20 protein-coding genes are annotated in these 20,906 nt (G+C 59.8%); 14 read left to right on the top strand and 6 right to left on the bottom strand.

The window, feature by feature from the left end; translation table 11 throughout:
- Positions 1-30: 30 nt before the first annotated feature.
- Together tilS and SynMITS9220_RS00340 are read left to right on the top strand one after the other, a co-directional pair.
- Positions 31-1,050, top strand: coding sequence for a tRNA lysidine(34) synthetase TilS (gene tilS, locus SynMITS9220_RS00345; protein WP_186989928.1), 1,020 nt, complete (start codon positions 31-33; stop codon positions 1,048-1,050).
- 6 nt (positions 1,051-1,056) lie between these two features.
- On the top strand, positions 1,057-1,899 hold the full coding sequence (locus SynMITS9220_RS00340; protein ID WP_186989926.1) for a hypothetical protein: 843 nt from the start codon (positions 1,057-1,059) through the stop codon (positions 1,897-1,899).
- On the opposite strand, the gene SynMITS9220_RS00335 is transcribed toward SynMITS9220_RS00340, so the two are convergent.
- From SynMITS9220_RS00335 to SynMITS9220_RS00325, 3 genes are all read right to left on the bottom strand, one after another.
- Positions 1,885-3,942: a ribonuclease J gene (locus SynMITS9220_RS00335; protein WP_186989924.1), complete on the bottom strand. Its 2,058-nt coding sequence runs from the start codon at positions 3,940-3,942 to the stop codon at positions 1,885-1,887. The genes SynMITS9220_RS00340 and SynMITS9220_RS00335 overlap by 15 nt on opposite strands.
- A 67-nt stretch (positions 3,943-4,009) precedes the next feature.
- Positions 4,010-4,918 carry a 4-hydroxy-tetrahydrodipicolinate synthase gene (gene dapA, locus SynMITS9220_RS00330; protein WP_115125923.1) on the bottom strand — a complete coding sequence of 303 codons (909 nt, stop codon included), beginning with the start codon at positions 4,916-4,918 and terminating at the stop codon, positions 4,010-4,012.
- A gap of 5 nt (positions 4,919-4,923) precedes the next feature.
- Complete coding sequence (locus tag SynMITS9220_RS00325) at positions 4,924-5,916, bottom strand: aspartate-semialdehyde dehydrogenase (protein WP_370594350.1); 993 nt, start codon at positions 5,914-5,916, stop codon at positions 4,924-4,926.
- A 205-nt stretch (positions 5,917-6,121) separates the two neighbouring features.
- Between SynMITS9220_RS00325 and tig the strand changes: the two genes are divergently transcribed.
- The 5 genes from tig to SynMITS9220_RS00300 all read left to right on the top strand — a co-directional run bounded on the left by tig (position 6,122) and on the right by SynMITS9220_RS00300 (position 12,506).
- Complete coding sequence (tig, locus tag SynMITS9220_RS00320) at positions 6,122-7,567, top strand: trigger factor (RefSeq protein WP_186989919.1); 1,446 nt, start codon at positions 6,122-6,124, stop codon at positions 7,565-7,567.
- Between the two features lie 41 nt (positions 7,568-7,608).
- A complete protein-coding gene (gene clpP / locus SynMITS9220_RS00315; RefSeq protein WP_186991668.1) occupies positions 7,609-8,298 on the top strand; it encodes an ATP-dependent Clp endopeptidase proteolytic subunit ClpP in 690 nt (229 codons plus the stop codon).
- An 88-nt stretch (positions 8,299-8,386) separates the two neighbouring features.
- Complete coding sequence (gene clpX / locus SynMITS9220_RS00310; RefSeq protein ID WP_067093393.1) at positions 8,387-9,742, top strand: ATP-dependent protease ATP-binding subunit ClpX; 1,356 nt, start codon at positions 8,387-8,389, stop codon at positions 9,740-9,742.
- A gap of 95 nt (positions 9,743-9,837) precedes the next feature.
- Positions 9,838-10,542: a lecithin retinol acyltransferase family protein gene (locus tag SynMITS9220_RS00305; protein ID WP_186989916.1), complete on the top strand. Its 705-nt coding sequence runs from the start codon at positions 9,838-9,840 to the stop codon at positions 10,540-10,542.
- Positions 10,543-10,565: 23 nt separating this feature from the next.
- The gene (locus tag SynMITS9220_RS00300; RefSeq protein ID WP_186989914.1) at positions 10,566-12,506 is read left to right on the top strand and encodes a DNA polymerase III subunit gamma/tau; all 1,941 of its coding nucleotides are present in this window, start codon (positions 10,566-10,568) and stop codon (positions 12,504-12,506) included.
- Here the strand turns inward: SynMITS9220_RS00300 and SynMITS9220_RS00295 are convergent.
- Positions 12,503-13,888, bottom strand: coding sequence for a glycosyltransferase family 2 protein (locus SynMITS9220_RS00295; RefSeq protein WP_186989912.1), 1,386 nt, complete (start codon positions 13,886-13,888; stop codon positions 12,503-12,505). The two genes, SynMITS9220_RS00300 and SynMITS9220_RS00295, sit on opposite strands and share 4 nt — an antisense overlap.
- 8 nt (positions 13,889-13,896) lie before the next feature.
- Entirely contained in the window at positions 13,897-15,501 is a 1,605-nt protein-coding gene (locus SynMITS9220_RS00290) for a SpoIID/LytB domain-containing protein (RefSeq protein ID WP_186989910.1), read from the bottom strand.
- Between the two features lie 106 nt (positions 15,502-15,607).
- On the opposite strand from SynMITS9220_RS00290, the gene rpmI reads away from it, so the two are divergent.
- The 3 genes from rpmI to SynMITS9220_RS00275 all read left to right on the top strand — a co-directional run bounded on the left by rpmI (position 15,608) and on the right by SynMITS9220_RS00275 (position 16,843).
- The gene (rpmI, locus tag SynMITS9220_RS00285; RefSeq protein WP_066908876.1) at positions 15,608-15,805 is read left to right on the top strand and encodes a 50S ribosomal protein L35; all 198 of its coding nucleotides are present in this window, start codon (positions 15,608-15,610) and stop codon (positions 15,803-15,805) included.
- A 65-nt stretch (positions 15,806-15,870) separates the two neighbouring features.
- On the top strand, positions 15,871-16,218 hold the full coding sequence (gene rplT, locus SynMITS9220_RS00280; protein ID WP_186989908.1) for a 50S ribosomal protein L20: 348 nt from the start codon (positions 15,871-15,873) through the stop codon (positions 16,216-16,218).
- A 34-nt stretch (positions 16,219-16,252) separates the two neighbouring features.
- Positions 16,253-16,843, top strand: a complete 591-nt coding sequence (locus SynMITS9220_RS00275) for a hypothetical protein (RefSeq protein WP_186989905.1) — start codon at positions 16,253-16,255, stop codon at positions 16,841-16,843.
- On the opposite strand, the gene SynMITS9220_RS00270 is transcribed toward SynMITS9220_RS00275, so the two are convergent.
- Positions 16,811-17,332: a hypothetical protein gene (locus tag SynMITS9220_RS00270; protein ID WP_186989903.1), complete on the bottom strand. Its 522-nt coding sequence runs from the start codon at positions 17,330-17,332 to the stop codon at positions 16,811-16,813. The two genes, SynMITS9220_RS00275 and SynMITS9220_RS00270, sit on opposite strands and share 33 nt — an antisense overlap.
- Positions 17,333-17,423: 91 nt before the next feature.
- Between SynMITS9220_RS00270 and SynMITS9220_RS00265 the strand changes: the two genes are divergently transcribed.
- The 4 genes from SynMITS9220_RS00265 to SynMITS9220_RS00250 all read left to right on the top strand — a co-directional run bounded on the left by SynMITS9220_RS00265 (position 17,424) and on the right by SynMITS9220_RS00250 (position 20,905).
- Positions 17,424-18,233 carry a thiazole synthase gene (locus SynMITS9220_RS00265; RefSeq protein WP_115125913.1) on the top strand — a complete coding sequence of 270 codons (810 nt, stop codon included), beginning with the start codon at positions 17,424-17,426 and terminating at the stop codon, positions 18,231-18,233.
- Positions 18,234-18,320: 87 nt separating this feature from the next.
- Complete coding sequence (gene psb34 / locus SynMITS9220_RS00260) at positions 18,321-18,488, top strand: photosystem II assembly protein Psb34 (protein ID WP_067093401.1); 168 nt, start codon at positions 18,321-18,323, stop codon at positions 18,486-18,488.
- A gap of 58 nt (positions 18,489-18,546) precedes the next feature.
- A complete protein-coding gene (locus SynMITS9220_RS00255; RefSeq protein ID WP_186989902.1) occupies positions 18,547-19,743 on the top strand; it encodes an NAD-dependent epimerase/dehydratase family protein in 1,197 nt (398 codons plus the stop codon).
- A 13-nt stretch (positions 19,744-19,756) separates the two neighbouring features.
- Positions 19,757-20,905 carry a glycosyltransferase family 1 protein gene (locus tag SynMITS9220_RS00250; RefSeq protein ID WP_186989900.1) on the top strand — a complete coding sequence of 383 codons (1,149 nt, stop codon included), beginning with the start codon at positions 19,757-19,759 and terminating at the stop codon, positions 20,903-20,905.
- Position 20,906 lies beyond the last annotated feature (1 nt).

The raw sequence follows: 20,906 nt of genomic DNA, 5'->3' as shown, positions 1-20,906 counted from the left end.
GCAGGATCGAATCGACCTTCACCCAGTGCGATGAGAGCCGGCGAGCCTTGGCTGAACTGGCACGACAGACTGCACCGCCAACTTCTACAGAATCCCCAGCTGCTGCCCAAAGGGACAACACTGTTGCTGGCGGTTTCCGGCGGTCAGGACTCGATGGCTCTGCTGGGGCTGCTGAGGGATTTGTCTGATCGACATCACTGGACTCTCCAGCTCTGGCATGGAGACCACGGCTGGCATCCAGAGTCCGCCCGCATTGCCAGCGATTTGGACAACTGGTGCCAGACGCAACAGCTGCCCCTGCTGATCAGCACCAGCAGCTTCAGCACCACCGGCAGCGAAGCTAAAGCCCGTGCATGGCGTTACACCGAACTGCATCAGGCCTGTGAGCAACTCAACCTCAACAGCCCTGCCAACCCTTGCCGCACGGTCGTGACCGGACACACCGCCAGCGACAGAGCCGAATCACTGCTGATGCAACTCAGCCGAGGAACGGATCTGGCCGGGATGGGCAACCTGCGTTGGCAGCGCCCCCTCAATGCCGCAGCGACAGAAGACATTCGCCTGGTGCGTCCACTGCTGCAGTTCAGCCGTGACGAAACCGCCGCCATCTGCCAGGACCTGCAACTACCGATCTGGACAGACCCGAGCAACAGCGATTCACGTTTCGATCGCAACCGCATCCGTCAGGAGGTCTTACCGGTTCTGGAGGCTCTGCACCCCGGCTGCAGCAGACGCATGGCTGAACTGAGCGAGCGAGTGTCCCAGCTGCAGGACACCCAGAGCGCACTGGTGACGCTGAGTCTGGACAACCTGAAACGACAGGACGGCGCCTTACAACGATCGCCACTGCAACAACTGCCCGGTTCAGCACGACGACTGCTCTTGCATGGATGGCTGCAGGCCCAAGGCATGCCAGCACTCTCGGCCAGGCAGCTTGAAGAACTGAGCACTGCCATCGGTCCAAGCCAACCACCTGGTGAGCGTCATCTGACCGGTCGAAAGCGACTCCACTGGTGCCGGGACTGGGTACAACTGGAAGACAGGAACTGAACTCACTTGGACGGCGACTTCCAAAGCAACTATCTCGCCGCTGAACAGGCCTACGGCGCTGGTGACTTTGAAACTGCGCAATCCATCACTGTTGAACTGCTCAATCAGCTGGAGCCAATCCCGGACAAGGGTGCTGAACGGGATGCAGTGCTGGCTTGGCGAGCCTTCGTGGCTTTACTCGCGGGCCACATTGACCTCTACGGCTTTCAAGCCCCTGATCAAGCTGAAAGGCATTACCAGCTGGTGCTGGACAGTCACCCACAGGACACACTGCGGGAACTCGCGGAACAGGGACTGGAACGGATCAGGAGCGGTCGTGAGTCGGTGACCAGATCCACGCAGGCGACTGATCCAGCCGAGGATCGATTCAAGGAGTCTCTGGCAACCAAGGGCTCCCTTGCCTTAGTGGCTGACCCTTTTATCAACGCGGCATCCCCGGCGGTGGACTCAGTGGAGCCGAGCGTCGTCACAACCGCGATGCCCTGGCTCAACAACGACGAACAATCAGACGACGGTCATGACCAAACTCTCTCCATCGAGATCAATGCTGTAACTGAGCCTGAGCCCGAAACTGAACCTCAGCCGATCAGTGAACAGGAACCTGAGCCTGGATCCGAACCTGAACCAGGCGGTGAACTCGGCCAGGAGACAACGACTCAAGCCGTAACCCCAGCACCCAAGACCAAAGCCGACCCGGAAATCAGCGACACAATCCGGAATCGTTTAAGGGAAGGCAGGATTGTGGTGGAACTGCCAGCAACAGCCTTACCGCCATCCGAGGACAACTCGGACAGCAGCCAGGCTCCTAGCCGATGGTCGTGGCTACAAAAAGCCTTACGCCGCAGCTGAGCGGCGACGGCGGGTACGGCCAGCGGGCATGTCTTGATCGACGGCTGGCGCTGCAGATGCGGGTGCAACAGGCGCAGGCTCCTTGGAGGGCGTGGGGGCTGGCGAAGCTGCGGCCACAGGTTCCTTCACTGGAGCCGACTTGGCCTCAACAGCAGCTGAGCGAGATGTCGTGATCACCCGCGCTGGAGTGCCTTCGCGGTTGCGATCTCGGCCCCCACCACCGTGCCGACCAGCGCCATGACCACCGCCATGGCGACCACCACGTCCACGGGGCGCTGGACGGTCATCGGGCTCAGTGTCCGCACGGCCTTTGTAAACAGGTGTTCCTGCTGGTGCCGGCTGCACCAAACAGAGGATCAAAGGCTCCACCTGAAGTTCACGGCGCATGCGACGACTGAGACCGACCTCCACCTCCCGCTGCACACCCATCCAGTCGACATCCGGGGCCTTGCCACCTGTGTTGCGGGTGAGCTGCTTCCAGCGATTCTCAAGCACCCACTTGATTTCGCGTTCCGTCCAAAGCGACATCTTGCGGGCATCGGCAGTGGTGACGACACCGCGAAGATTTACGCGAGGTGGAGCCACCATGGCGCCATCGGTACTGATCGCAGCAAGGATCGTGACGATGCCATCTTCTGCCAGTTGCTGACGTTCCTTCAGCACGCGGGCATCAACAATGCCGTTGCGCGACTGATCGAGCAGCTCGATACCAGCCTTCACAGGGTCCGACTTGGTGATTGAGTCTGCGGTGAGCTCAACAACATCGCCGTTATCAATGATCAGCGTGTTGTCCTCAGGAACGCCCATGGAATGACCGGTCCTGGCATGACGGACCAACATGCGGTGCTCACCGTGCACGGGCACAAAAAACTTCGGACGCGTGAGAGCCAGCATCAGCTTCTGGTCCTCCTGGAAGCCATGGCCAGAGACATGAATGCCCTCTCCCTTGCCGTACACGACCTTGGCGCCCAGCATCATCAGTCGGTCGATCGTGTTCACCACAGAAATGGTGTTTCCGGGAATCGGGCTCGCGGAGAAGATGATCGTGTCAGAGCTCTTGACTCTCACCTGCGGGTGTTCGCCGCGGGAGATGCGACTCAGTGCGGCAAGGGGCTCACCCTGACTGCCGGTCATCAGCAACAGGGTTTCACGATCGGAGACATTGTTGATCTGCTTGATCGGCACAAACAGCTCATCCGGAGCACGCATGTAGCCCAGCTCACGGGCCTTGGCGATCACGTTGAGCATGGAACGACCCAGCAAGCCAACCTTGCGGCCGTTCTTGAGAGCAAGCTCAAGGATCATCGACACACGATGAATGGAACTGGCAAAGGTGGTGACGATGACACGCCCCTCGGCCTCGGCGATGTGACGGTCAAGGTTGGAGAACACCGACCGCTCGGGAGGACAGAAACCCGGCACCTCGGCATTGGTGGAATCGCTGAACAGGCAGAGAACTCCCTTGTCGCCGTGGTGAGCCAGCCGAGCCAGATCGAAGTGCTCGCCGTCGACAGGGGTGTGATCGAACTTGAAGTCACCCGTGAAAATGATGGTTCCCACCGGTGTGGAAATGGCCAGCGAAAAGCTGTCGGCCATCGAGTGGGTGTTGCGGATGAACTCCACTGAGAAGTGCTGACCCACCTTCACCACGTCGCGAGGTCCGACGGTCTGCAAGGTGGTGCGATCGGCGACGCCCGCCTCATCCATCTTTCCGGTGAGCATCGAGAGAGCCAGTCGCGGCCCGTAGATCACAGGGATGTTGAAGTGCTTGAGATGGTGAGCGATGCCACCGATGTGGTCTTCATGACCATGGGTAACGATCATGCCGCGGATGCGCTTCTGGTTTTCTCGCAAAAAGCTGGTATCGGGCAGAACCACGTTCACGCCGTGCATGCCATCGCTGGGGAAAGCAAGGCCGGCGTCAACCAGCATCAGGTCATCGCCATATTCAAAAACGCAGGTGTTCTTGCCGATTTCATGCAGTCCTCCAAGAGGAATCACTCTCAGGGTGGGTTGCTTGGTTTGGGCAGTTGTGACGGTCATGGGGTCGCTTGCGTATGGAAAAAATCAATCAGGGAGGCGCACATCAGCGCTGTCAGCAGCCTTGGCGTCAGGTCTGACGCAGGGCATCGAGGGCTTCGGAGAGGGCAGCGCGCATGGCGGGCTCCAGCGGAACGAGGGGAAGTCGGGGAGCACCCACCGGCCAGCCACTCAACTCCAGAGCGGCCTTCACCGGAATGGGATTGGTGGTGGCGAACAGGGCCTTGAACAGTGGCAGTAACTGCTCATGCTGCGAAAGGGCAACCGCGTTCTGACCAGCCAGATAGGCCTCAATCATGTTGCGCAGTCGGCGCCCCACCACATGGCTGGCCACACTGACAACGCCCACGGCGCCAACCGAGAGCATTGGCAGGGTGAGAGCGTCGTCACCGCTGTAGATCGCCAGGCGATGACCACAGGCCTGACGGAGCTGGGAGACTTCTTCCGTGGTTCCGCTGGCAGCCTTGAAGCTCACGACATTGGCGCAATTCATCAGCCTGGCAACTGAGGCCGGCTGCATGTTGGAACCTGTCCTACCGGGAATGTTGTAGAGCATCAACGGCAGGTCAGACGCAGCTTCCGCAATGGCACGGAAATGGGCTTCCATCCCGTCTTGAGGGGGCTTGTTGTAGTAGGGCACCACCACCAATGCACCATCGGCACCGGCTGCCGCTGCCTCACGCGTGGCCTCAACCGCCTCACGGGTGCAATTACTGCCAGTTCCCGCAAGCACATGCACGCCAGGGCCCACGGCCTGCCGCACTGCCTCGAACATCTTCAGTTGCTCGCTCCAGCTGAGCGTGGGGGATTCTCCTGTGGTGCCGCACACCACTAGAGCTTCCGATCCCTCATCCACCAGGTGACGTGCCAGACGACCGGCGAGCGCCAGATCCACACCGCCCTCTGCATCGAAAGGGGTGACCATGGCTGTCACCAAACGGCCAAAAGGGGTGGGAGAGAGTTCTGCAGCAGTGCTCATGGCGTTCAGGCGGCGGGCAACAGCAGTTCAGCGATCTGGATGGCATTGAGAGCCGCACCTTTGCGGATCTGATCTCCACACAGCCAGAACTCAAGTGCGTTCTCTTCACTGATGTCCTGTCGAATCCTCCCCACAACCACCGGATCACGGCCAGTCACGTCCGTCGGCATGGGAAAGCGATTGCTGGCAGGGTCCTCGAGCAGTTCCACCCCGGGGGCAGCGGCAAGCAGCTGGCGGGCTTCCGTCACGGGAAAAGGCTCAGCGAATTCCACATTGACTGCTTCTGAATGGGCGCGCAGAACCGGCACCCGTACACACGTCGCCGTGAAGCGAAGCTGCGGCAAACCCATGATCTTGCGGGTTTCATGGACCATCTTCATTTCTTCTTCGCAATAACTGTTGGACTGCAATGGTGAGTTGTGCAGAAAAAGGTTGAAAGCCAATGAGTGGGGGAGAACCTCACTGTTGGGCGTGCCGCCATCCAGCACCACACGGGAGAGATCCTTCAGTTCCTCCATGGCCCGGGCCCCAGCACCACTCGCTGACTGATAGGTGCTGACGACCACCCTGTGCATCGCACGCTTCGCAGCCAGAGGGGCCAGAGCCAGCGTGAGCAGGATCGTGGTGCAGTTGGGATTGGCGATCACACCGTTGTGCTCAGCAGCAGCCTGCGGATTCACCTCAGGAACCACCAGAGGCACGCCGTCTTCCATGCGGAAGGCACTGGAGTTATCCACCATCACGGCACCAGCGGAAACAATCGCTTCACGCCATTGGCGCGACACCGAACCGCCAGCGGATGCGAGCACCAGATCGACGCCCTGAAACGAGGACTCGCAGACTTCCTGAACCGTGATCGTCTGTCCATTCCAAGAACAAACCTGCCCAGCGGAACGGGCAGAGGCCAGCAGACGCAGCTCAGCAACCGGAAAGTTGCGTTCCTGAAGCAGCTGAAGCAGTTCCTGGCCCACCGCACCACTGGCACCAAGGACGGCCACCGTTAGAGGTCGATTCGGTAACGAGTTAACGGGGGTCAAACGGACGGGGACACAGAGACTGACGGGCAGGTGGTGCAACCACCGGCTGCAACGACCCTGAACACTTGAAGCCAGGGTGTGGCTTTTCCTACAAAGCAGCTTACGCGGGGGTGATGGTCAGGCACTTAATTAATGTGTTGGGCTGCTTGTACCTGCGACCCAGCCGATGAGTGCCGCCAGCCTGAAGGTTTCCACCTCCTCCCGTCCCGGTAGCAGACTGGCCGTGGAGGTCGCTGTTCCTGCGGAACGCTGTGAAGCCAGTTACGAGGAAGCGATCAAACGACTGAGCCGCAGTGTCAATCTGCCAGGGTTCCGCAAAGGCAAGATTCCCCGCACCGTGCTGGTGCAGCAGCTCGGAGCTTTGCGGATCCGTGCCACAGCGCTGGAAACGTTGGTCGACAGCGTTTGGCGCGATGCCCTCGAACAGGAAACCATCGAAGCTCTCGGCCAGCCTGAACTGAGCGGCGGCTTCGATGAACTGCTGGAGAGTTTCAAGCCGGGTGAAGGCATCACAGTGACGCTGGAAACCGATGTAGCTCCCACACCAAAGCTGAAGAGCACAAAGGGTCTGAAGGCCGAAGCGGAGAGCGTCAGCTACGACCCGGCCCGCGTGGACGAAATGCTCGAGGACTCACGCCGCCAGCTGGCCACCGTGGTTCCCGTGGAAGGACGCAAGGCAGAAAAGGGAGATATCGCTGTTGTGGGATTCAAAGGCAGCTACAGCGACGACGGCAGTGAGATCGAGGGCGGCAGCGCCGATTCCATGGATGTGGACCTCGAGCACGGCCGCATGATCCCTGGCTTCATTGAAGGCGTGGTGGGCATGGCGGTCGGCGACAGCAAAACCGTTGAGTGCACATTCCCCGACGACTATCCCAAGGAGGATGCACGCGGTCGCAAGGCCAACTTTGAGATCGAACTGAAAGACCTCAAGACCCGCGAGCTACCTGAACTGAACGATGACTTCGCCAAGCAGGCCAGCGAACAGGAGTCTCTGGCTGATCTGCGCAGCGACCTTGAAAAGCGTCTGAAGGATGACGCCGAGCGCCGCGCACGCAGCAACCGACATGACGCCTTGCTGGCCGCACTCGTGGAACAGCTCGAGGTTGAGCTTCCCGAAAGCCTGATCCAGCAGGAGGTTCGCAATCTGGTGGAACAGACCGCTGGACAATTTGCCCAGCAGGGCATGGATGTGAAATCTCTGTTCACTCCCGAACTGGTCCGCAACCTGATGGACTCATCACGCCCTGAAGCGGAGGAGCGCCTGCGCCGAAGTCTCGCCTTAACAGCACTGGCCGAGAGTGAAAAACTCACAGTCGAAGACGGTGAAATTGACGCCAAGCTCGAGGATGTGAAGCAGCAACTCGCCGGCGAACGCGACATCGACCCCGAACGTCTTCGTCAGGCCGTGTTGGACGATCTGCTTCAGGAGAAACTCCTGGGTTGGCTGGAAGACAACAGCACCGTCACCGACAAAGCACCTGAAGACTTAGGCAAAGAGAGCAAGGGAACAGCGAAGAAGGCCGCGGCCAAGAGTGGAAAACCCGCTGAAAAGAAAAAAACCACCAAGGCGAAAAGCGCCAAGAAGGACAGTGATGACGCCGAAGCCTGATCTACAGCCATAGATTGCATGCAAAGCCCGCCAGCCGCCGAGTGATCGACGTCCGCAGTCACCATCCAATTCAGAACCGCTGGCAGGGGATTCAACCTGTCTCGCAGCATCCTCAGGCAGCTCCTGGGGTGCTGCCCACGGTGGTTGAACAGTCCGGTCGAGGTGACCGCGCCTTCGACATTTATTCCAGACTGTTGCGCGAGCGGATTATCTTTCTTGGCACCGGTGTTGATGATCAAGTGGCGGACGCCCTTGTGGCTCAGCTGCTGTTCCTCGAAGCGGAAGATCCCGAGAAAGACATTCAGATCTACATCAACTCCCCAGGCGGCTCTGTGACTGCAGGTCTGGCGATCTACGACACCATGCAGCAGGTGGCTCCTGACATCGTCACCATCTGCTACGGCTTGGCAGCCTCCATGGGAGCGTTCCTGCTGTCTGGAGGTGCCAAAGGCAAGCGACTAGCGCTTCCCAACGCACGGATCATGATTCACCAACCCCTTGGTGGCGCTCAAGGCCAGGCTGTTGATATCGAAATCCAAGCCAAAGAAATCCTGTTCCTCAAGGAAACTCTCAACGGTCTGATGGCCGATCACACCGGCCAGCCCTTGGACAAGATTGCCGAAGATACGGACCGGGATAACTTCATGTCTCCCGCTGAAGCCGTTGATTACGGCTTGATCGATCGGGTTGTTGACAGTTTAGGAGACGGAGAAATCGTTACGGAGGGCTGACACCAGCCCGTTCTGTCGCGATCCTCAGTATCTGGGTTGAGATCGTTCCGATCCTGCTCTGTGTTCCGACTGACCTGCGAAGCGCCCGATGGCCAAGTTCGACGCCCATCTGAAGTGCTCCTTCTGCGGAAAGTCCCAGGAGCAAGTGCGCAAGCTGATTGCCGGACCAGGGGTCTACATCTGTGATGAGTGCATTGATCTCTGCAACGAGATCCTGGACGAGGAACTGATCGACGCGCAGGGTGGTGCCCGGCAAGGCAGTGAGCCGACGCGCAAGAGCGGCTCAAACCAGACGCGCAAGACCACAAAGCCTGCCCCGACCCTCGCCTCCATTCCCAAACCACAGGAGATCAAGGGTTTCCTTGACCAGCAGGTCGTGGGACAGGACGCTGCCAAGAAAGTGATGTCGGTGGCGGTTTACAACCACTACAAACGCCTGGCCTGGCAGGGCGACGGCAAAGGGGAAACGGAACAGACAGCCACCAGGCTGCACAAATCCAACATTCTTCTGATCGGCCCCACGGGGTGTGGCAAGACGCTGCTTGCCCAAACCCTGGCGGAGATGCTGGATGTGCCCTTCGCCGTGGCCGACGCCACCACCCTCACGGAAGCGGGCTACGTGGGCGAAGACGTGGAAAACATTCTGCTGAGGCTGCTGCAGAAGGCCGACATGGATGTGGATCTCGCTCAACGGGGGATCATTTACATCGACGAAATCGACAAGATCGCTCGCAAGAGCGAAAACCCATCGATCACCAGGGATGTTTCCGGTGAAGGGGTGCAACAGGCACTGCTCAAGATGCTGGAAGGCACCGTCGCCAATGTCCCGCCGCAGGGGGGTCGCAAACATCCCTATCAGGACTGCATCCAGATCGACACCAGCCAGATCCTGTTCATCTGTGGCGGTGCGTTCGTGGGGTTAGACGATGTGGTGCAGAAACGCATGGGTCGAAACGCCATTGGCTTCGTGCCCAGTGACGGACGCGGTCGCGGCAAGGCCACACGCGATCTTCAGGCTTCCCAGGTGCTGCGTCACCTCGAGCCCGATGACCTGGTGAAGTACGGACTGATTCCTGAGTTCATCGGTCGCATGCCGGTGAGTGCTGTTCTCGATCCACTCGACGAACATGCCCTGGAATCCATCCTCACCGAGCCCAGGGATGCCTTGGTCAAGCAGTTCAGAACGCTGCTGAGCATGGACAACGTGAAACTTGACTTCGAAGCAGGAGCCATCGAAGCCATCGCTCAGGAGGCGCATCGACGCAAGACCGGTGCTAGAGCCTTGCGCGGCATTGTTGAAGAGCTGATGCTCGACCTCATGTACGAGCTCCCCTCTCGCAAAAACGTGCCGGACTTCACAATCACCCGTGCCATGGTGGAGGAGCACACAGGTGGCAAGGTGGTGTCGCTGCCCGGCAAGGATCGCCAGCAGGAATCAGCCTGATCGGACCAACCCCTGCGGTTCGGTAGACCCCCACTCTCTGAGCCTGTCTGAACAGGAACTTCGCGAGAGACTCAGGTCTGCCCACGATCAAGGCCATGGCCACCGCCGACCATCTAAGGGTTCCTCGTCAGCACGGTTTGTTCCTGCACCACGGGATCGATCTGGGCGATGGCTCGGTCGCCCATTACCTGGAAGGTCGGGAAATCCTGCGCAGCTCCCTCGAAGAGTTCAGCAGGGGGCAAGAGGTGAGCATGGTCAGCCATGAACAGGCATCACCGGCGGGGGTGACCCTGAGAAGGGCCATGAGCAGGGTTGGCGAACAGAACTACAACCTGCTGTTCAACAATTGCGAGCACTTCGCCAACTGGTGCAAAACAGGGCGGCATCGGAGCGGTCAGGTGGAGGACTGGCTCCATACAGGCAGCCTCGGTGCACTGGCACTCGGCCAGCTGATGCCTGCGGCCCTGCTCACCGGCCTGGGTGTGCTGCTGCGCAAGGGAGTCATCGATGAACAGTCTCGCCAACGTGCCAGGCGAGCTCTGGAACAACTTCAGAAACTGCGAATCCGACTGATGCAGAAACTGGACAGCACCCTGGAACAGGCGGAGACCTGGATGCAAGGCATGCCTTGTCAGGGGGCTGATGAACGCGTGAATCGACGCAGTCAGCAGCTGTTGCTCACAGGCCGGAGCATCGCCGATGAACTCGCAGCCGTTGAAGACATGGAAGACAAGCTGCATTCACTGCTGGATGAGACCTCTCCAGCAGAAAACACAGTCTCACGACCTGAACCTCGGTAGCCTCAGAATCCTGCCGGCAGTGCATGAGCCAGCCGTACCAGCCACTGCATCACAAGTACCGGCCCCAACGGCTTGATCAGCTGGTGGGCCAGGAAGCGATTGCGGCCACCCTTGGGCATGCACTGCGCACCGGACGCATTGCCCCGGCCTATCTCTTCAGCGGACCCCGCGGAACGGGTAAAACGTCCAGCGCTCGCATCCTGGCCCGATCACTCAACTGCCTCAGCAACGACGGTCCGACGCCGGAACCCTGTGGCAACTGCGAACTGTGCAACACGATCGCCTCAGGCACAGCACTGGATGTCATCGAGATTGATGCCGCCTCCAACACCGGCGTCGACAACATCCGCGACCTGATCGAGCGCTCAAGGTTCGCTCCAGTGCAGGCGCGCTGGAAGGTTTATGTGGTTGACGAGTGCCACATGCTCTCCACCGCAGCCTTCAATGCGCTGCTCAAGACCCTGGAGGAACCACCTCCACAGGTGGTGTTCGTGCTGGCCACAACCGACCCACAGAGGGTTCTGCCCACCATCCTCAGCCGCTGCCAGCGATTTGACTTTCGGCGCATTCCTCTCGATGCACTTGAGCAGCACCTCCAATGGATCGCCTCAGAGGAGTCGATTCCCATCCAACCGGAAGCTCTGCATGTGGTGGCCCAACGAGCCCAGGGGGGCCTGCGCGATGCAGAGAGCTTGCTGGATCAGCTCAGCCTTCTACCTGGACCGATCGAAGCCGGAGCGGTATGGGATTTGCTGGGAGCGGTTCCTGAGCAGGAGTTGCTGGAGCTGGTGAAGGCCATGAGCACCAGTGAGCCCGTGACGCTGCTGGAAGCGAGCCGTCAATTGCTTGACCGCGGCCGTGATGCCGGATCCGTTCTTCAGGGCATGGCAGGGATCCTGCGGGATCTCGTGCTGATGGCCGCTGCTCCAAATCGACCTGAACTCACCGGTGTCTCCCCACAGTTCCGCGATCAACTGCCGGACCTCGCCAAATCCATTGGCCGGACACGACTGCTGCAGTGGCAAGCTCAGCTTCGAGGCGCTGAACAACAGCTGCGTCAGAGCGTGCAACCTCGGCTCTGGCTGGAGGTGCTGCTGCTCGGTTTGCTGGCTGAACCAGCCGCACCGACAAGCGCAGCAACCTCAGCACCAGCTCGAGTGAGCTCTGCGGCTCCTGCGGCTGCTCCAACACCAGCGCCTGCCCCAGCACCAGCTGTTGCCTCAACAGCCAACACCTCAACAGCCGATACCTCAATAGCCGTGCCAGCGGTAAGCCTTCCCGACACATCCAACACCCACTCGCCGCCTTCACAGGCAGCTGCAACATCCGAGCCCCCAGCTGAAGCAGCTGCAACCACTCCCGCTCCAAGCGAAGACCTTGGTGAGCTCTGGCAACAAATCCTGGCCAGTCTGGAACTTCCCTCCACGCGCATGCTGCTGTCGCAGCAGGCCCGGCTGGTCCGGCTCGACAGCCACCGCGCCGTCGTGCAGGTTTCCGGGAACTGGATGGGCATGGTGCAGAGCCGAGCAACCTTGCTGGAAAAAGCGATTGCAACTGCCATGGGAGGCAACCGTCAGCTAGTGCTCGAAAACCATGGAGGCGCAGCTCCGATGGCAGCAATGCCGAACCCAACAGCATCCACAACGGCACCACCACCTGCACTGGCTCCCAGCAACGGCGTTCAGCTGCCTTCCCCCGCTGCATCAGCCGCTGTGGTGCCAAACAATGCAGCCTCTCCAGCACCCACATCAGCAACGGCTTCTGCCCAACCGCCGCAGGCAACTGCAGCTCCCTCGATTGCCACCAGCCAAACAGCACCCGTTCAGACAGGCACTGCCGACGTGTCGGCTCAAGCAACAACACTCCCGCCAGTGCGCCCTGAGCCTTCCGCCATGGATGAAAAGGTGAAGCGCTTCGCTGACTTCTTCAATGGTCAGGTCCTGGACGTGGACCTCAACAACTAAATCCCAGGTTCTGAAGCCTGAAGCGTCTCATCCTGTCCGCTGTGCGTGGTCTTGGCCCAGACCAGTCGTTTGGGAAGAAACGCCATGCGCAGGGTGACCCAGGGGATCACAAGGAACCAGTGACTGAGATAGGCGATGCCCAGCAGAAGATTGAACAGACCCGGCGAGGGCAAATCGGGCCCTTCGCTGGGGCGTCGACAGCCACGCCAATAGGCAACCCCGGACACGCTGAAGGCCACGATCGACAAAGGCCAATAAGCCGGCGTGGTGCGGCTGATCACACTCGTGAACAGATCCGCCCAGGAGACCACGGGAAGGGCGTACTGAAGCAGGAAGAAACATGCCATATCCCTTCGCTGGGCAGGGGTCAGACGCGAAGAGATCAAGCCCGGCCAGTAGTCGAGAAAGCGTTGCAAGCCTCCTTCGGCCCAACGCTGGCGCTGCTTCCAGAGTGCCTGAAGCGACTCAACGGCCTCCTCCTGGACCGGTGGATCCCAGAGGATGCCAATCCGAGCTCCGTGAAGCATCAAACGAAAACTCAGATCCAGATCGTCAGTGACGGTGTCCTCGTTGAAACCACCGCAGGCTTCCAGCAGATCCCGGCGCAACAGCTCACCATTGCCGCGCAGTTCAGCCACTCCACCACCGGCAAGCCGTCCATCCTGAAGCTGGGCATCAAAGGCCATCTCCATGGCCTGAACACGGGTTAACCAGTTGCTGCTTGCATTCGTCACCGCTTTTCGCATCTGAACGGCGGACCAATCACCGCTGGTTGCGAAGGGCATCAACCGTTCCAGCTGATCCGAACTCAGCTGGGCATCCGCATCAAGAATCAGCAGCCATTCACCCTCGGTTTGAGCCAGAGCGGCATTGAGAGCACCCGACTTTCCTCCGCCGGCATTCCTAGGCCGGCTGATCACCCGCAATGAAGGGAAACGAACCTGAAGCTCTGCGAGACGGTCGGGAGTGCGGTCTTCGCTGCCGTCATCCACCACACACAAACTCAGACGTCCATCGGGGTAGCGCAAGGCACTGAGGCGCTCCACCAGGCGAGTGACCACCGCTTCCTCATCACGGGCAGCAACCACCACATCCACCGTTGGAAAGAGCTCCGCGGACATGGCCGCTGAGAAGGACGGAGAATCATCCGTATCGCTGCCCTTGCTCTGCGTGCTCTGCTGATCAGGGCCTCGCATCAAAGTGCGCAGGGCGTAGCCCCCGAGCACCATCGCCAGAGTGAAGGCAGGAATCAGACTCCGGGATGGATCCAGCCAATGGGGCGCCGCGCTGGCCCAGCCACAGGCCGCCAGGAAGAAGACCGTCTTGCCGCGGCGGTGATCTCCAGTCCCTGCGGCCACAGCCCTCCCACCACGACGAAACATGGAGAACTTTAGGGGGCCTTGGAAGGAGCGGACCCAGCAGGAGCTGTGAATGGCCCCAGCTGGGTTCCGGGGTAATAGTGCTGCAGGATTCGCTGAGCACTCCAACCGCGATCGGCCAGATCGATCGCACCTGCCTGAGACAGCCCAACTCCATGGCCAAATCCTCCGCCTTGAAAGCGCCAGACCCCCGCCCCTTCAGCGTCAACAACGAACAACGTGCTGGGCAAACGGCGAAGGGTGCGCCGGATGGCATCCAGTTCCAAGACCACGGGTTTGGCTCCACGATCCCGATCAATCTCAAGGGCGAGAACCCTTCCGCTGGGCCCGCGCTTCTGCACGCTGATCGATGTCGGGACAGGATCTCCCTGGTCTGCAGCGGCCAGCGCCTGGGCTAGCTGTCCTGCGGTGTAAACACGGCTCCAGCGAAAACGGGGATGACCTGCTCCATAGGCACCAGCCCCGTTGTTCAACAGAGCCTGAACGTCCTGGTTGCTGCGCAGAGGCAGGGAGATCGACTGACCCCAAGCGGCCGCACCATCCGCCTGAACCTGCACGTAGGGAAGTGGCTCCATGTTCCAGGCCTCCTCAGCGTGAGCACTCACGCCGCCATTGGTCGCGTGATACACCGCATGAATCGGCTGGCCATCCCACAACAAGACCTCCCCGGACGTGGCACGGATGGCCTGTCGAACGGCTGGGCTTGCCAGACGTGGATCGCTGTACACCTGGCATTGGGTGTCACTGCAGAGGTGATACCCATCCAGAGCAAAACGATGGCTATTGGCCAAAGCCCATGTGCGAGCCAGCACAGCCTGAGCCTGCAAAGCAGCCGCTGGGGATCCCGATCCGATCTCATGGGGCACCACCCCCTCGAGATAACGCTCGAGCGGAAGCTGCTCCAGCAACGTCCAGCTGCCATAGGCGTCCGCCTGCAGACGAAACGGTCCGCGCAGAACACCACCGTTCCAACGCATGCCATCAGGAGCTTGCACATGCAGAGGCCCCTGCAGGGTGCGTCCTCCCTCGGGCCCCTCGAGCACGGGCATCACAACACTGCTGATGCGCTGACTGACCTCACGCAGGGACACACCTGCAAGATCAAGCGCTTCAGCGGGAGCCCAAACCTCCCATTCGCCTGGATGAGCCACCTGCGCCTCCACCCCCTGACCACGCCATCGCTGAGCGATTTGGTCGGCTGACTCGAAACTCGCAAACGGTCCGGCCACACGTCGGGCCACATCGAGAGGTTCCTGGAGAGCGACGCGTCGCCAGCTGAAGCGCAGCCTGTCAGTCGACAACACAAGCTGTCCGGCTTGATCCAGCAGTCGCAGTGGAGCAGCTCCCGCGCTGATCAACGTCAATTGAGCAGCCGATCGATCGGACCGAGTTCCTGCACCGAGATGATCGTCGAGTGACACCCAGAGAACGGAGTTCCTGGCCGAGGGCGGCAATGGCACGCTTCGATGAGTCGGCACCACAACAGCCTCATCTTGAGCTTCAGAAGGAGGCGAAGGCTGCTCGATGACCTGGGCCTGACAACCCAGGCCCGCCCAAACCGGAAGCCAAATCCATGGGAGAAGCCTGAAGACTGCAACTGGAGCGGAACGGGGCATCACAGCGGGCTGGACAGCTGATCTGAGCATGAACCTGAACAAAGGGTTTGGCTGAAGGCAGGTTGAGGTTCTATGTTTGTCGTTTGTGCCGCGCACTGCCAGAGAAATGCCCAAGCTCAAGACCCGCAAAGCAGCCGCCAAGCGGTTCAAAGCAACAGGCACTGGCAAATTCCTGAGACGTCGCGCGTTTCACAACCACCTGCTGGATCACAAAAGCCCGAAATTGAAGCGGCACCTGAAAACGAAAGCTGTCGTTGACCGCACCGACGAAGAGCGTGTGGCCCTGATGATGCCCTACGCCTGAGACGCGGCCTGCTTTCCAAGCAGTAGCTGATTCACATCTTCCTTTAATTCCCTTTCTCAAGACCCATGGCACGCGTTAAAAGAGGCAACGTCGCCCGTAAGCGTCGCAACAAGATTCTCCGTCTGGCTCGTGGCTTCCAAGGCAGTAACGGAACCCTCTTCCGCACCGCCAATCAGCGGGTCATGAAGGCTCTGTGCAACGCCTACCGCGATCGGCGCCGGCGCAAGCGCGACTTCCGCCGTCTGTGGATTGCCAGGATCAATGCAGCAGCTCGCATGAACGGTGTGAGCTACAGCCGTTTGATCGGTGGTCTCAAAAAAGCTGATGTGCGCATCAACCGCAAAATGCTGGCCCAAATGGCCGTGGTGGACCCCGCCAGCTTCGCCAGTGTGGTGAATGCAACTCAGGGTTGAATAGCGTCCCCTTACGGGAGCTCAACCAGCCTTCATGAATTCCTTCCTGCCGCAGACCTACCTGCTTGGACTGATTGGCTTGCTTGCTGTTGCGGCCGTCATTGCAGGGCGGCAACTTCTGCGGGTTCGTCGTGATGAATTAGAGCTCATTCGTCTTGAGCAATCCGAAGCTGGATCCTCCAAGGATGCTGGAGATCTGTATGAGCTCGCCTCCGTCCAATTACGCAAACGTCTTTATCCGAAGGCCACAGCAACATTGCGTCAGGCCGTGAAACGCCTGAACAATGAACCTCAGGAAGCTCGGGCTCTGATCCAGAACGCATTGGGATTTTCCCTGGCTGCTCAGAAGGATTTTCCAGGAGCTGTACGGCATTACAAATTTGCCCTGCAGGCCAAGCAGGACTATCCAGTGGCCCTGAACAATCTCGCCTTTGCTCAGGAGCGTTTGCTCAACAGGGAGGAAGCAGCAGATCTTTACCGCAAAGTGCTGGCACTTGAGCCGTCGAACAAAACGGCAAAAAACCGACTCAAACGCTTGGAACGAGCAGCAGGAGGCCAAACAACCAGCTCCTTCATCGAATCGCAGAAGAGCTCACCAGAGAGCTCTGACAGCAGGGGCTTCTGAACCAGGACAGCTTGGAGCCAAGCTCAGGCTGCCGCCGCGATTGGTAAGCCGTGGAGCCTGCCAGCTCGAAAGGGACATTCCCTGAAGAGCGAGGTAACTGCCACCAGGCTCGAGGTCGTCCGTGAGCTGGCTGGCAAGCGGCAACAAATCCAACTGATCCGACGATGCATTGAGATTGCCCTGCACCGGCGTGCTGATCTCGCCGATCTGCATGTTTCCTCTCAGATCAACCATCTGGCCGATGGGCTGAACACTCGCAAAGGTGAGTTTCACATCCACGCTGTTGCCGCTTGAGAACGACATGTAACTGCCGCACCACTCTCTCGGCATCGACATAGCGATATTGGCGGCCCTGGCAATCGGATCAAAACGCTGAACCGAACCTTCAAGATCAAGTGGCTCCTTCAAGGCGGAGGCATCGAGAGGTAGTGACGGTTCGAACGTCGCCGGAATCTCAATCGGCGCGTTCATGTCCATAGTGATGGGCATGACAAGAACGGATGATGGCCGCAGGGTAGGTCCCTCAACCGTGGCCTGTTCGACTTCCGATCCGGTTCCCCACTAGTCCGCAGCTCCTTCAATGGCTTCGACCCCGTCCAACACCGACCCACTTCTGATCGGTGGTCGGCAGTTCAACAGCAGGCTGTTCACCGGCACGGGCAAGTATCCGAATCTGGAAGCGATGCAGCAAAGCCTCGTTCGCTCCGATTGCGACATGGTGACCGTGGCCGTCAGGCGTGTGCAGACCGTGGCAGCCGGCCACGCCGGCCTGATGGATGCCATCGACTGGAAACGCATCTGGATGCTGCCCAACACCGCTGGCTGTGCCAACGCGGATGAAGCCGTGCGTGTGGCCAGGCTGGGCCGCGAGCTGGCCAAGCTGGCAGGCCAGGAAGACAACACGTTCGTGAAGCTGGAGGTGATTCCCGACAGCCGGCACCTTTTGCCGGATCCCTTCGGAACTCTTGAGGCTGCTGAACAGCTTGTGAAGGAGGGATTCACAGTGCTGCCCTACATCAATGCCGATCCGCTGCTCGCCCAACGGCTTGAAGAGGTGGGCTGCGCAACAGTGATGCCCCTGGGTTCACCGATCGGATCTGGACAGGGGCTGCGCAACGCATCAAACATCGCGCTCATCATCGAGAACGCCGGTGTTCCAGTCGTTGTGGATGCCGGGATCGGGGTCCCCAGTGAAGCCGCCGCCGCTCTGGAAATGGGCGCCGATGCCGTCTTGGTCAACAGCGCCATTGCCCTAGCGGGCAACCCTGCGGCGATGGCTGAAGCGATGGGTCAGGCGGTTCAAGCGGGCCGCACTGCTTACCTTTCTGGCCGACTGCCAAAACTCGAACAAGCCAGTGCCAGCTCTCCGACCACCGGCCTGGTCAAGTAAAGACTGGTGAAGTGACATGAAGCAAGCGACATAAATGAGGTCATTAAGCAATTGCACTCATAAGGTCCGTCCAGTCACAATGGACCCATGCAGGTCACAACCGAAGACGGTGGACGTCTGAATGCCTTTGCCAAAGAGCCCCGCATGGAGGTCATGGCCAAGGAAACCAGCCGCAGCAGTGCCTCCAGAGCGTTGATCATCAGCGGCTCAGTGCTGGTGGTGGCACTGATGGCCCTAACCGTGGCGATCAGCTGAAAACCCTGTAGTAGCTTGCACCTCATTGGCGGCTCGCACGCTTCAGCAGGAGTTTGGGGTGAAAGTTCTCGTTCTCGGTGGTGACGGCTTCTGCGGCTGGCCCTGCGCCGTGAATTTGGCGGATCAGGGCCACGATGTTGTGATCGTGGACAACCTGAGTCGGCGCAAGATCGACATCGACCTGGAGGTTGAATCGCTCACACCGATTGCCAACATCGGTGATCGCCTCAAAGCCTGGGAAGAGATCGGCGGCAAGCCCATGCGCTTCGTGCACATGGATATCGCCCACGAGTACGAGCGCCTGGTGGATCTACTCAACCAGGAGAAGCCTGAGGCGGTCGTGCACTTCGCTGAACAGCGCGCAGCTCCCTATTCGATGAAAAGCAGCGCGACCAAGCGCTACACGGTCGACAACAACGTCAACGGAACCCACAACCTGTTAGCCGCCATCGTGGAATCCGGCCAAGACATTCATGTGGTCCACCTAGGAACCATGGGCGTCTACGGATACGGCTCCCACAGAGGCGCCACCATCCCAGAGGGCTACCTGAAAGTGGAAGTCCCCCAGCCCGACGGCAGTCGCTTCGAGGAGGAAATCCTCCACCCGGCAAGCCCTGGCAGCGTCTATCACATGACCAAGACGCTGGATCAGCTGCTCTTCCTCTATTACAACAAGAACGACAAGGTCCGCATCACCGACCTGCATCAGGGCATCGTCTGGGGCACGAACACAGACGCAACCGATCGCGACCCACGGCTGACCAATCGTTTTGATTACGACGGCGACTACGGAACGGTGCTCAATCGCTTCCTGATGCAGGCGGCCATTGGCTATCCACTGACCGTGCACGGCACTGGGGGCCAGACACGCGCGTTCATTCACATCCGCGACTCCGTGCGCTGCGTCCAGCTGGCCCTGGATAACCCTCCAGAACAAGGCGAACGGGTCAAGATCTTCAACCAGATGACCGAAAGCCACCAGGTGGGTGAACTGGCCAAGAAAGTTGCAGCCCTCACTGGAGCCAAGGTGAACAACCTGCCCAATCCCCGCAACGAAGCCGTTGAAAACGACCTGATCGTTGACAACCGTTGTTTCATTGAGCTCGGGCTCAACCCCACCACACTCGATGACGGTCTGTTGAAGGAAGTGGTGGAAATCGCCACCCGTTACGCCGATCGCTGCGATCGCAACCGCATCCTCTGCACCTCTGCCTGGACCAAAACCCAGGCCCAAGCCATCGGCTCCGCCTCCTGATCAGGCCCTTCCCTTGAAAATCGCCTTCTTCACCGAAACCTTTCTGCCCAAGGTCGACGGCATCGTCACCCGCCTCACCAAAACGGTGAAGCATCTGGTGGACGCCGGCGATGAGGTGATGGTGTTCTGTCCAGAAGGCTGTCCGGAGGAGTACATGGGTGCCCGCCTGATCGGTGTGCCCGCCATGCCTCTACCGCTCTATCCGGAGCTGAAGCTGGCTCTGCCACGGCCAGCTGTCTCCGAAGCGATCGACAGCTTCGCGCCAGACCTCATTCATGTTGTGAATCCAGCGGTGCTGGGGCTCGGGGGCATCTGGCTCGCCAAGACCAAATCAATCCCGCTGGTTGCCAGCTATCACACCCATCTGCCCAAGTACCTCGAGCACTACGGCATGGGCATGCTCGAGCCATTGCTGTGGGAACTGCTGAAAGCCGCCCACAACCAGGCCCTTCTGAATCTGTGCACCTCCACCGCCATGGTTCAGGAGCTGAGTGACAAGGGAATCCAGCACACGGATCTCTGGCAGCGCGGGGTGGACACCGAACTGTTCAGTCCTGAGCTGCGCAGCAATGCAATGCGCCAACGCTTGATGGGCGATCAAGACGACCGCGGAGCTCTGCTGCTCTACGTGGGCCGGCTCTCGGCCGAGAAGCAGATCGAGCGGATCAAACCTGTGCTCGAAGCTCTGCCCGATGCTCGTCTGGCGCTGGTCGGTGACGGACCCCACCGCCAGCAACTGGAAAAACATTTTGAAGGCACGGCCACCACATTTGTGGGCTACCTAGCCGGCGAAGAGCTGGCAAGCGCCTATGCATGCGGTGATGCTTTCCTCTTCCCCTCCAGCACGGAAACTCTCGGACTGGTGCTGCTGGAAGCCATGGCAGCCGGTTGCCCGGTGGTTGGAGCCAACCGCGGCGGCATTCCCGACATCATCACCGACGGCGTGAATGGCTGTCTCTATGAACCCGACGGCAACGATGGAGGTGCTTCCAGCCTGATCACAGCCACGCGTCGCCTACTCGGCAATGACATCGAACGCCAGTCACTGCGCAGAGCCGCTAGAGACGAAGCAGAACGCTGGGGCTGGGCAGGTGCAACGGAACAATTGCGCGGCTACTACCGCAACGTTCTCCAGAAGCAGCAACTGAGCGCTGCCGCCTGAC

The sequence above is a fragment of the Synechococcus sp. MIT S9220 genome, assembly GCF_014304815.1.
Taxonomy (GTDB): domain Bacteria; phylum Cyanobacteriota; class Cyanobacteriia; order PCC-6307; family Cyanobiaceae; genus Synechococcus_C.
The sequence above is the reverse complement of the archived record's forward strand: the minus strand, read 5'-3'. Positions and strand labels throughout refer to the sequence as shown.

Excerpts from the sequence above, each read along its gene's own strand:
- SynMITS9220_RS00300 (WP_186989914.1), top strand. The coding sequence starts at position 10,566 with ATGAGCCAGCCGTACCAGCCACTGCATCACAAGTACCGGCCCCAACGG.
- SynMITS9220_RS00305 (WP_186989916.1), top strand. The coding sequence starts at position 9,838 with ATGGCCACCGCCGACCATCTAAGGGTTCCTCGTCAGCACGGTTTGTTC.
- tig (WP_186989919.1), top strand. The coding sequence starts at position 6,122 with ATGAGTGCCGCCAGCCTGAAGGTTTCCACCTCCTCCCGTCCCGGTAGC.
- tilS (WP_186989928.1), top strand. The coding sequence starts at position 31 with ATGAGAGCCGGCGAGCCTTGGCTGAACTGGCACGACAGACTGCACCGC.
- psb34 (WP_067093401.1), top strand. The coding sequence starts at position 18,321 with ATGCAGGTCACAACCGAAGACGGTGGACGTCTGAATGCCTTTGCCAAA.
- rpmI (WP_066908876.1), top strand. The coding sequence starts at position 15,608 with ATGCCCAAGCTCAAGACCCGCAAAGCAGCCGCCAAGCGGTTCAAAGCA.
- SynMITS9220_RS00290 (WP_186989910.1), bottom strand. The coding sequence starts at position 15,501 with ATGCCCCGTTCCGCTCCAGTTGCAGTCTTCAGGCTTCTCCCATGGATT.
- dapA (WP_115125923.1), bottom strand. The coding sequence starts at position 4,918 with ATGAGCACTGCTGCAGAACTCTCTCCCACCCCTTTTGGCCGTTTGGTG.
- clpX (WP_067093393.1), top strand. The coding sequence starts at position 8,387 with ATGGCCAAGTTCGACGCCCATCTGAAGTGCTCCTTCTGCGGAAAGTCC.
- SynMITS9220_RS00295 (WP_186989912.1), bottom strand. The coding sequence starts at position 13,888 with ATGTTTCGTCGTGGTGGGAGGGCTGTGGCCGCAGGGACTGGAGATCAC.
- rplT (WP_186989908.1), top strand. The coding sequence starts at position 15,871 with ATGGCACGCGTTAAAAGAGGCAACGTCGCCCGTAAGCGTCGCAACAAG.
- SynMITS9220_RS00265 (WP_115125913.1), top strand. The coding sequence starts at position 17,424 with ATGGCTTCGACCCCGTCCAACACCGACCCACTTCTGATCGGTGGTCGG.
- SynMITS9220_RS00335 (WP_186989924.1), bottom strand. The coding sequence starts at position 3,942 with ATGACCGTCACAACTGCCCAAACCAAGCAACCCACCCTGAGAGTGATT.
- SynMITS9220_RS00270 (WP_186989903.1), bottom strand. The coding sequence starts at position 17,332 with ATGCCCATCACTATGGACATGAACGCGCCGATTGAGATTCCGGCGACG.
- SynMITS9220_RS00275 (WP_186989905.1), top strand. The coding sequence starts at position 16,253 with ATGAATTCCTTCCTGCCGCAGACCTACCTGCTTGGACTGATTGGCTTG.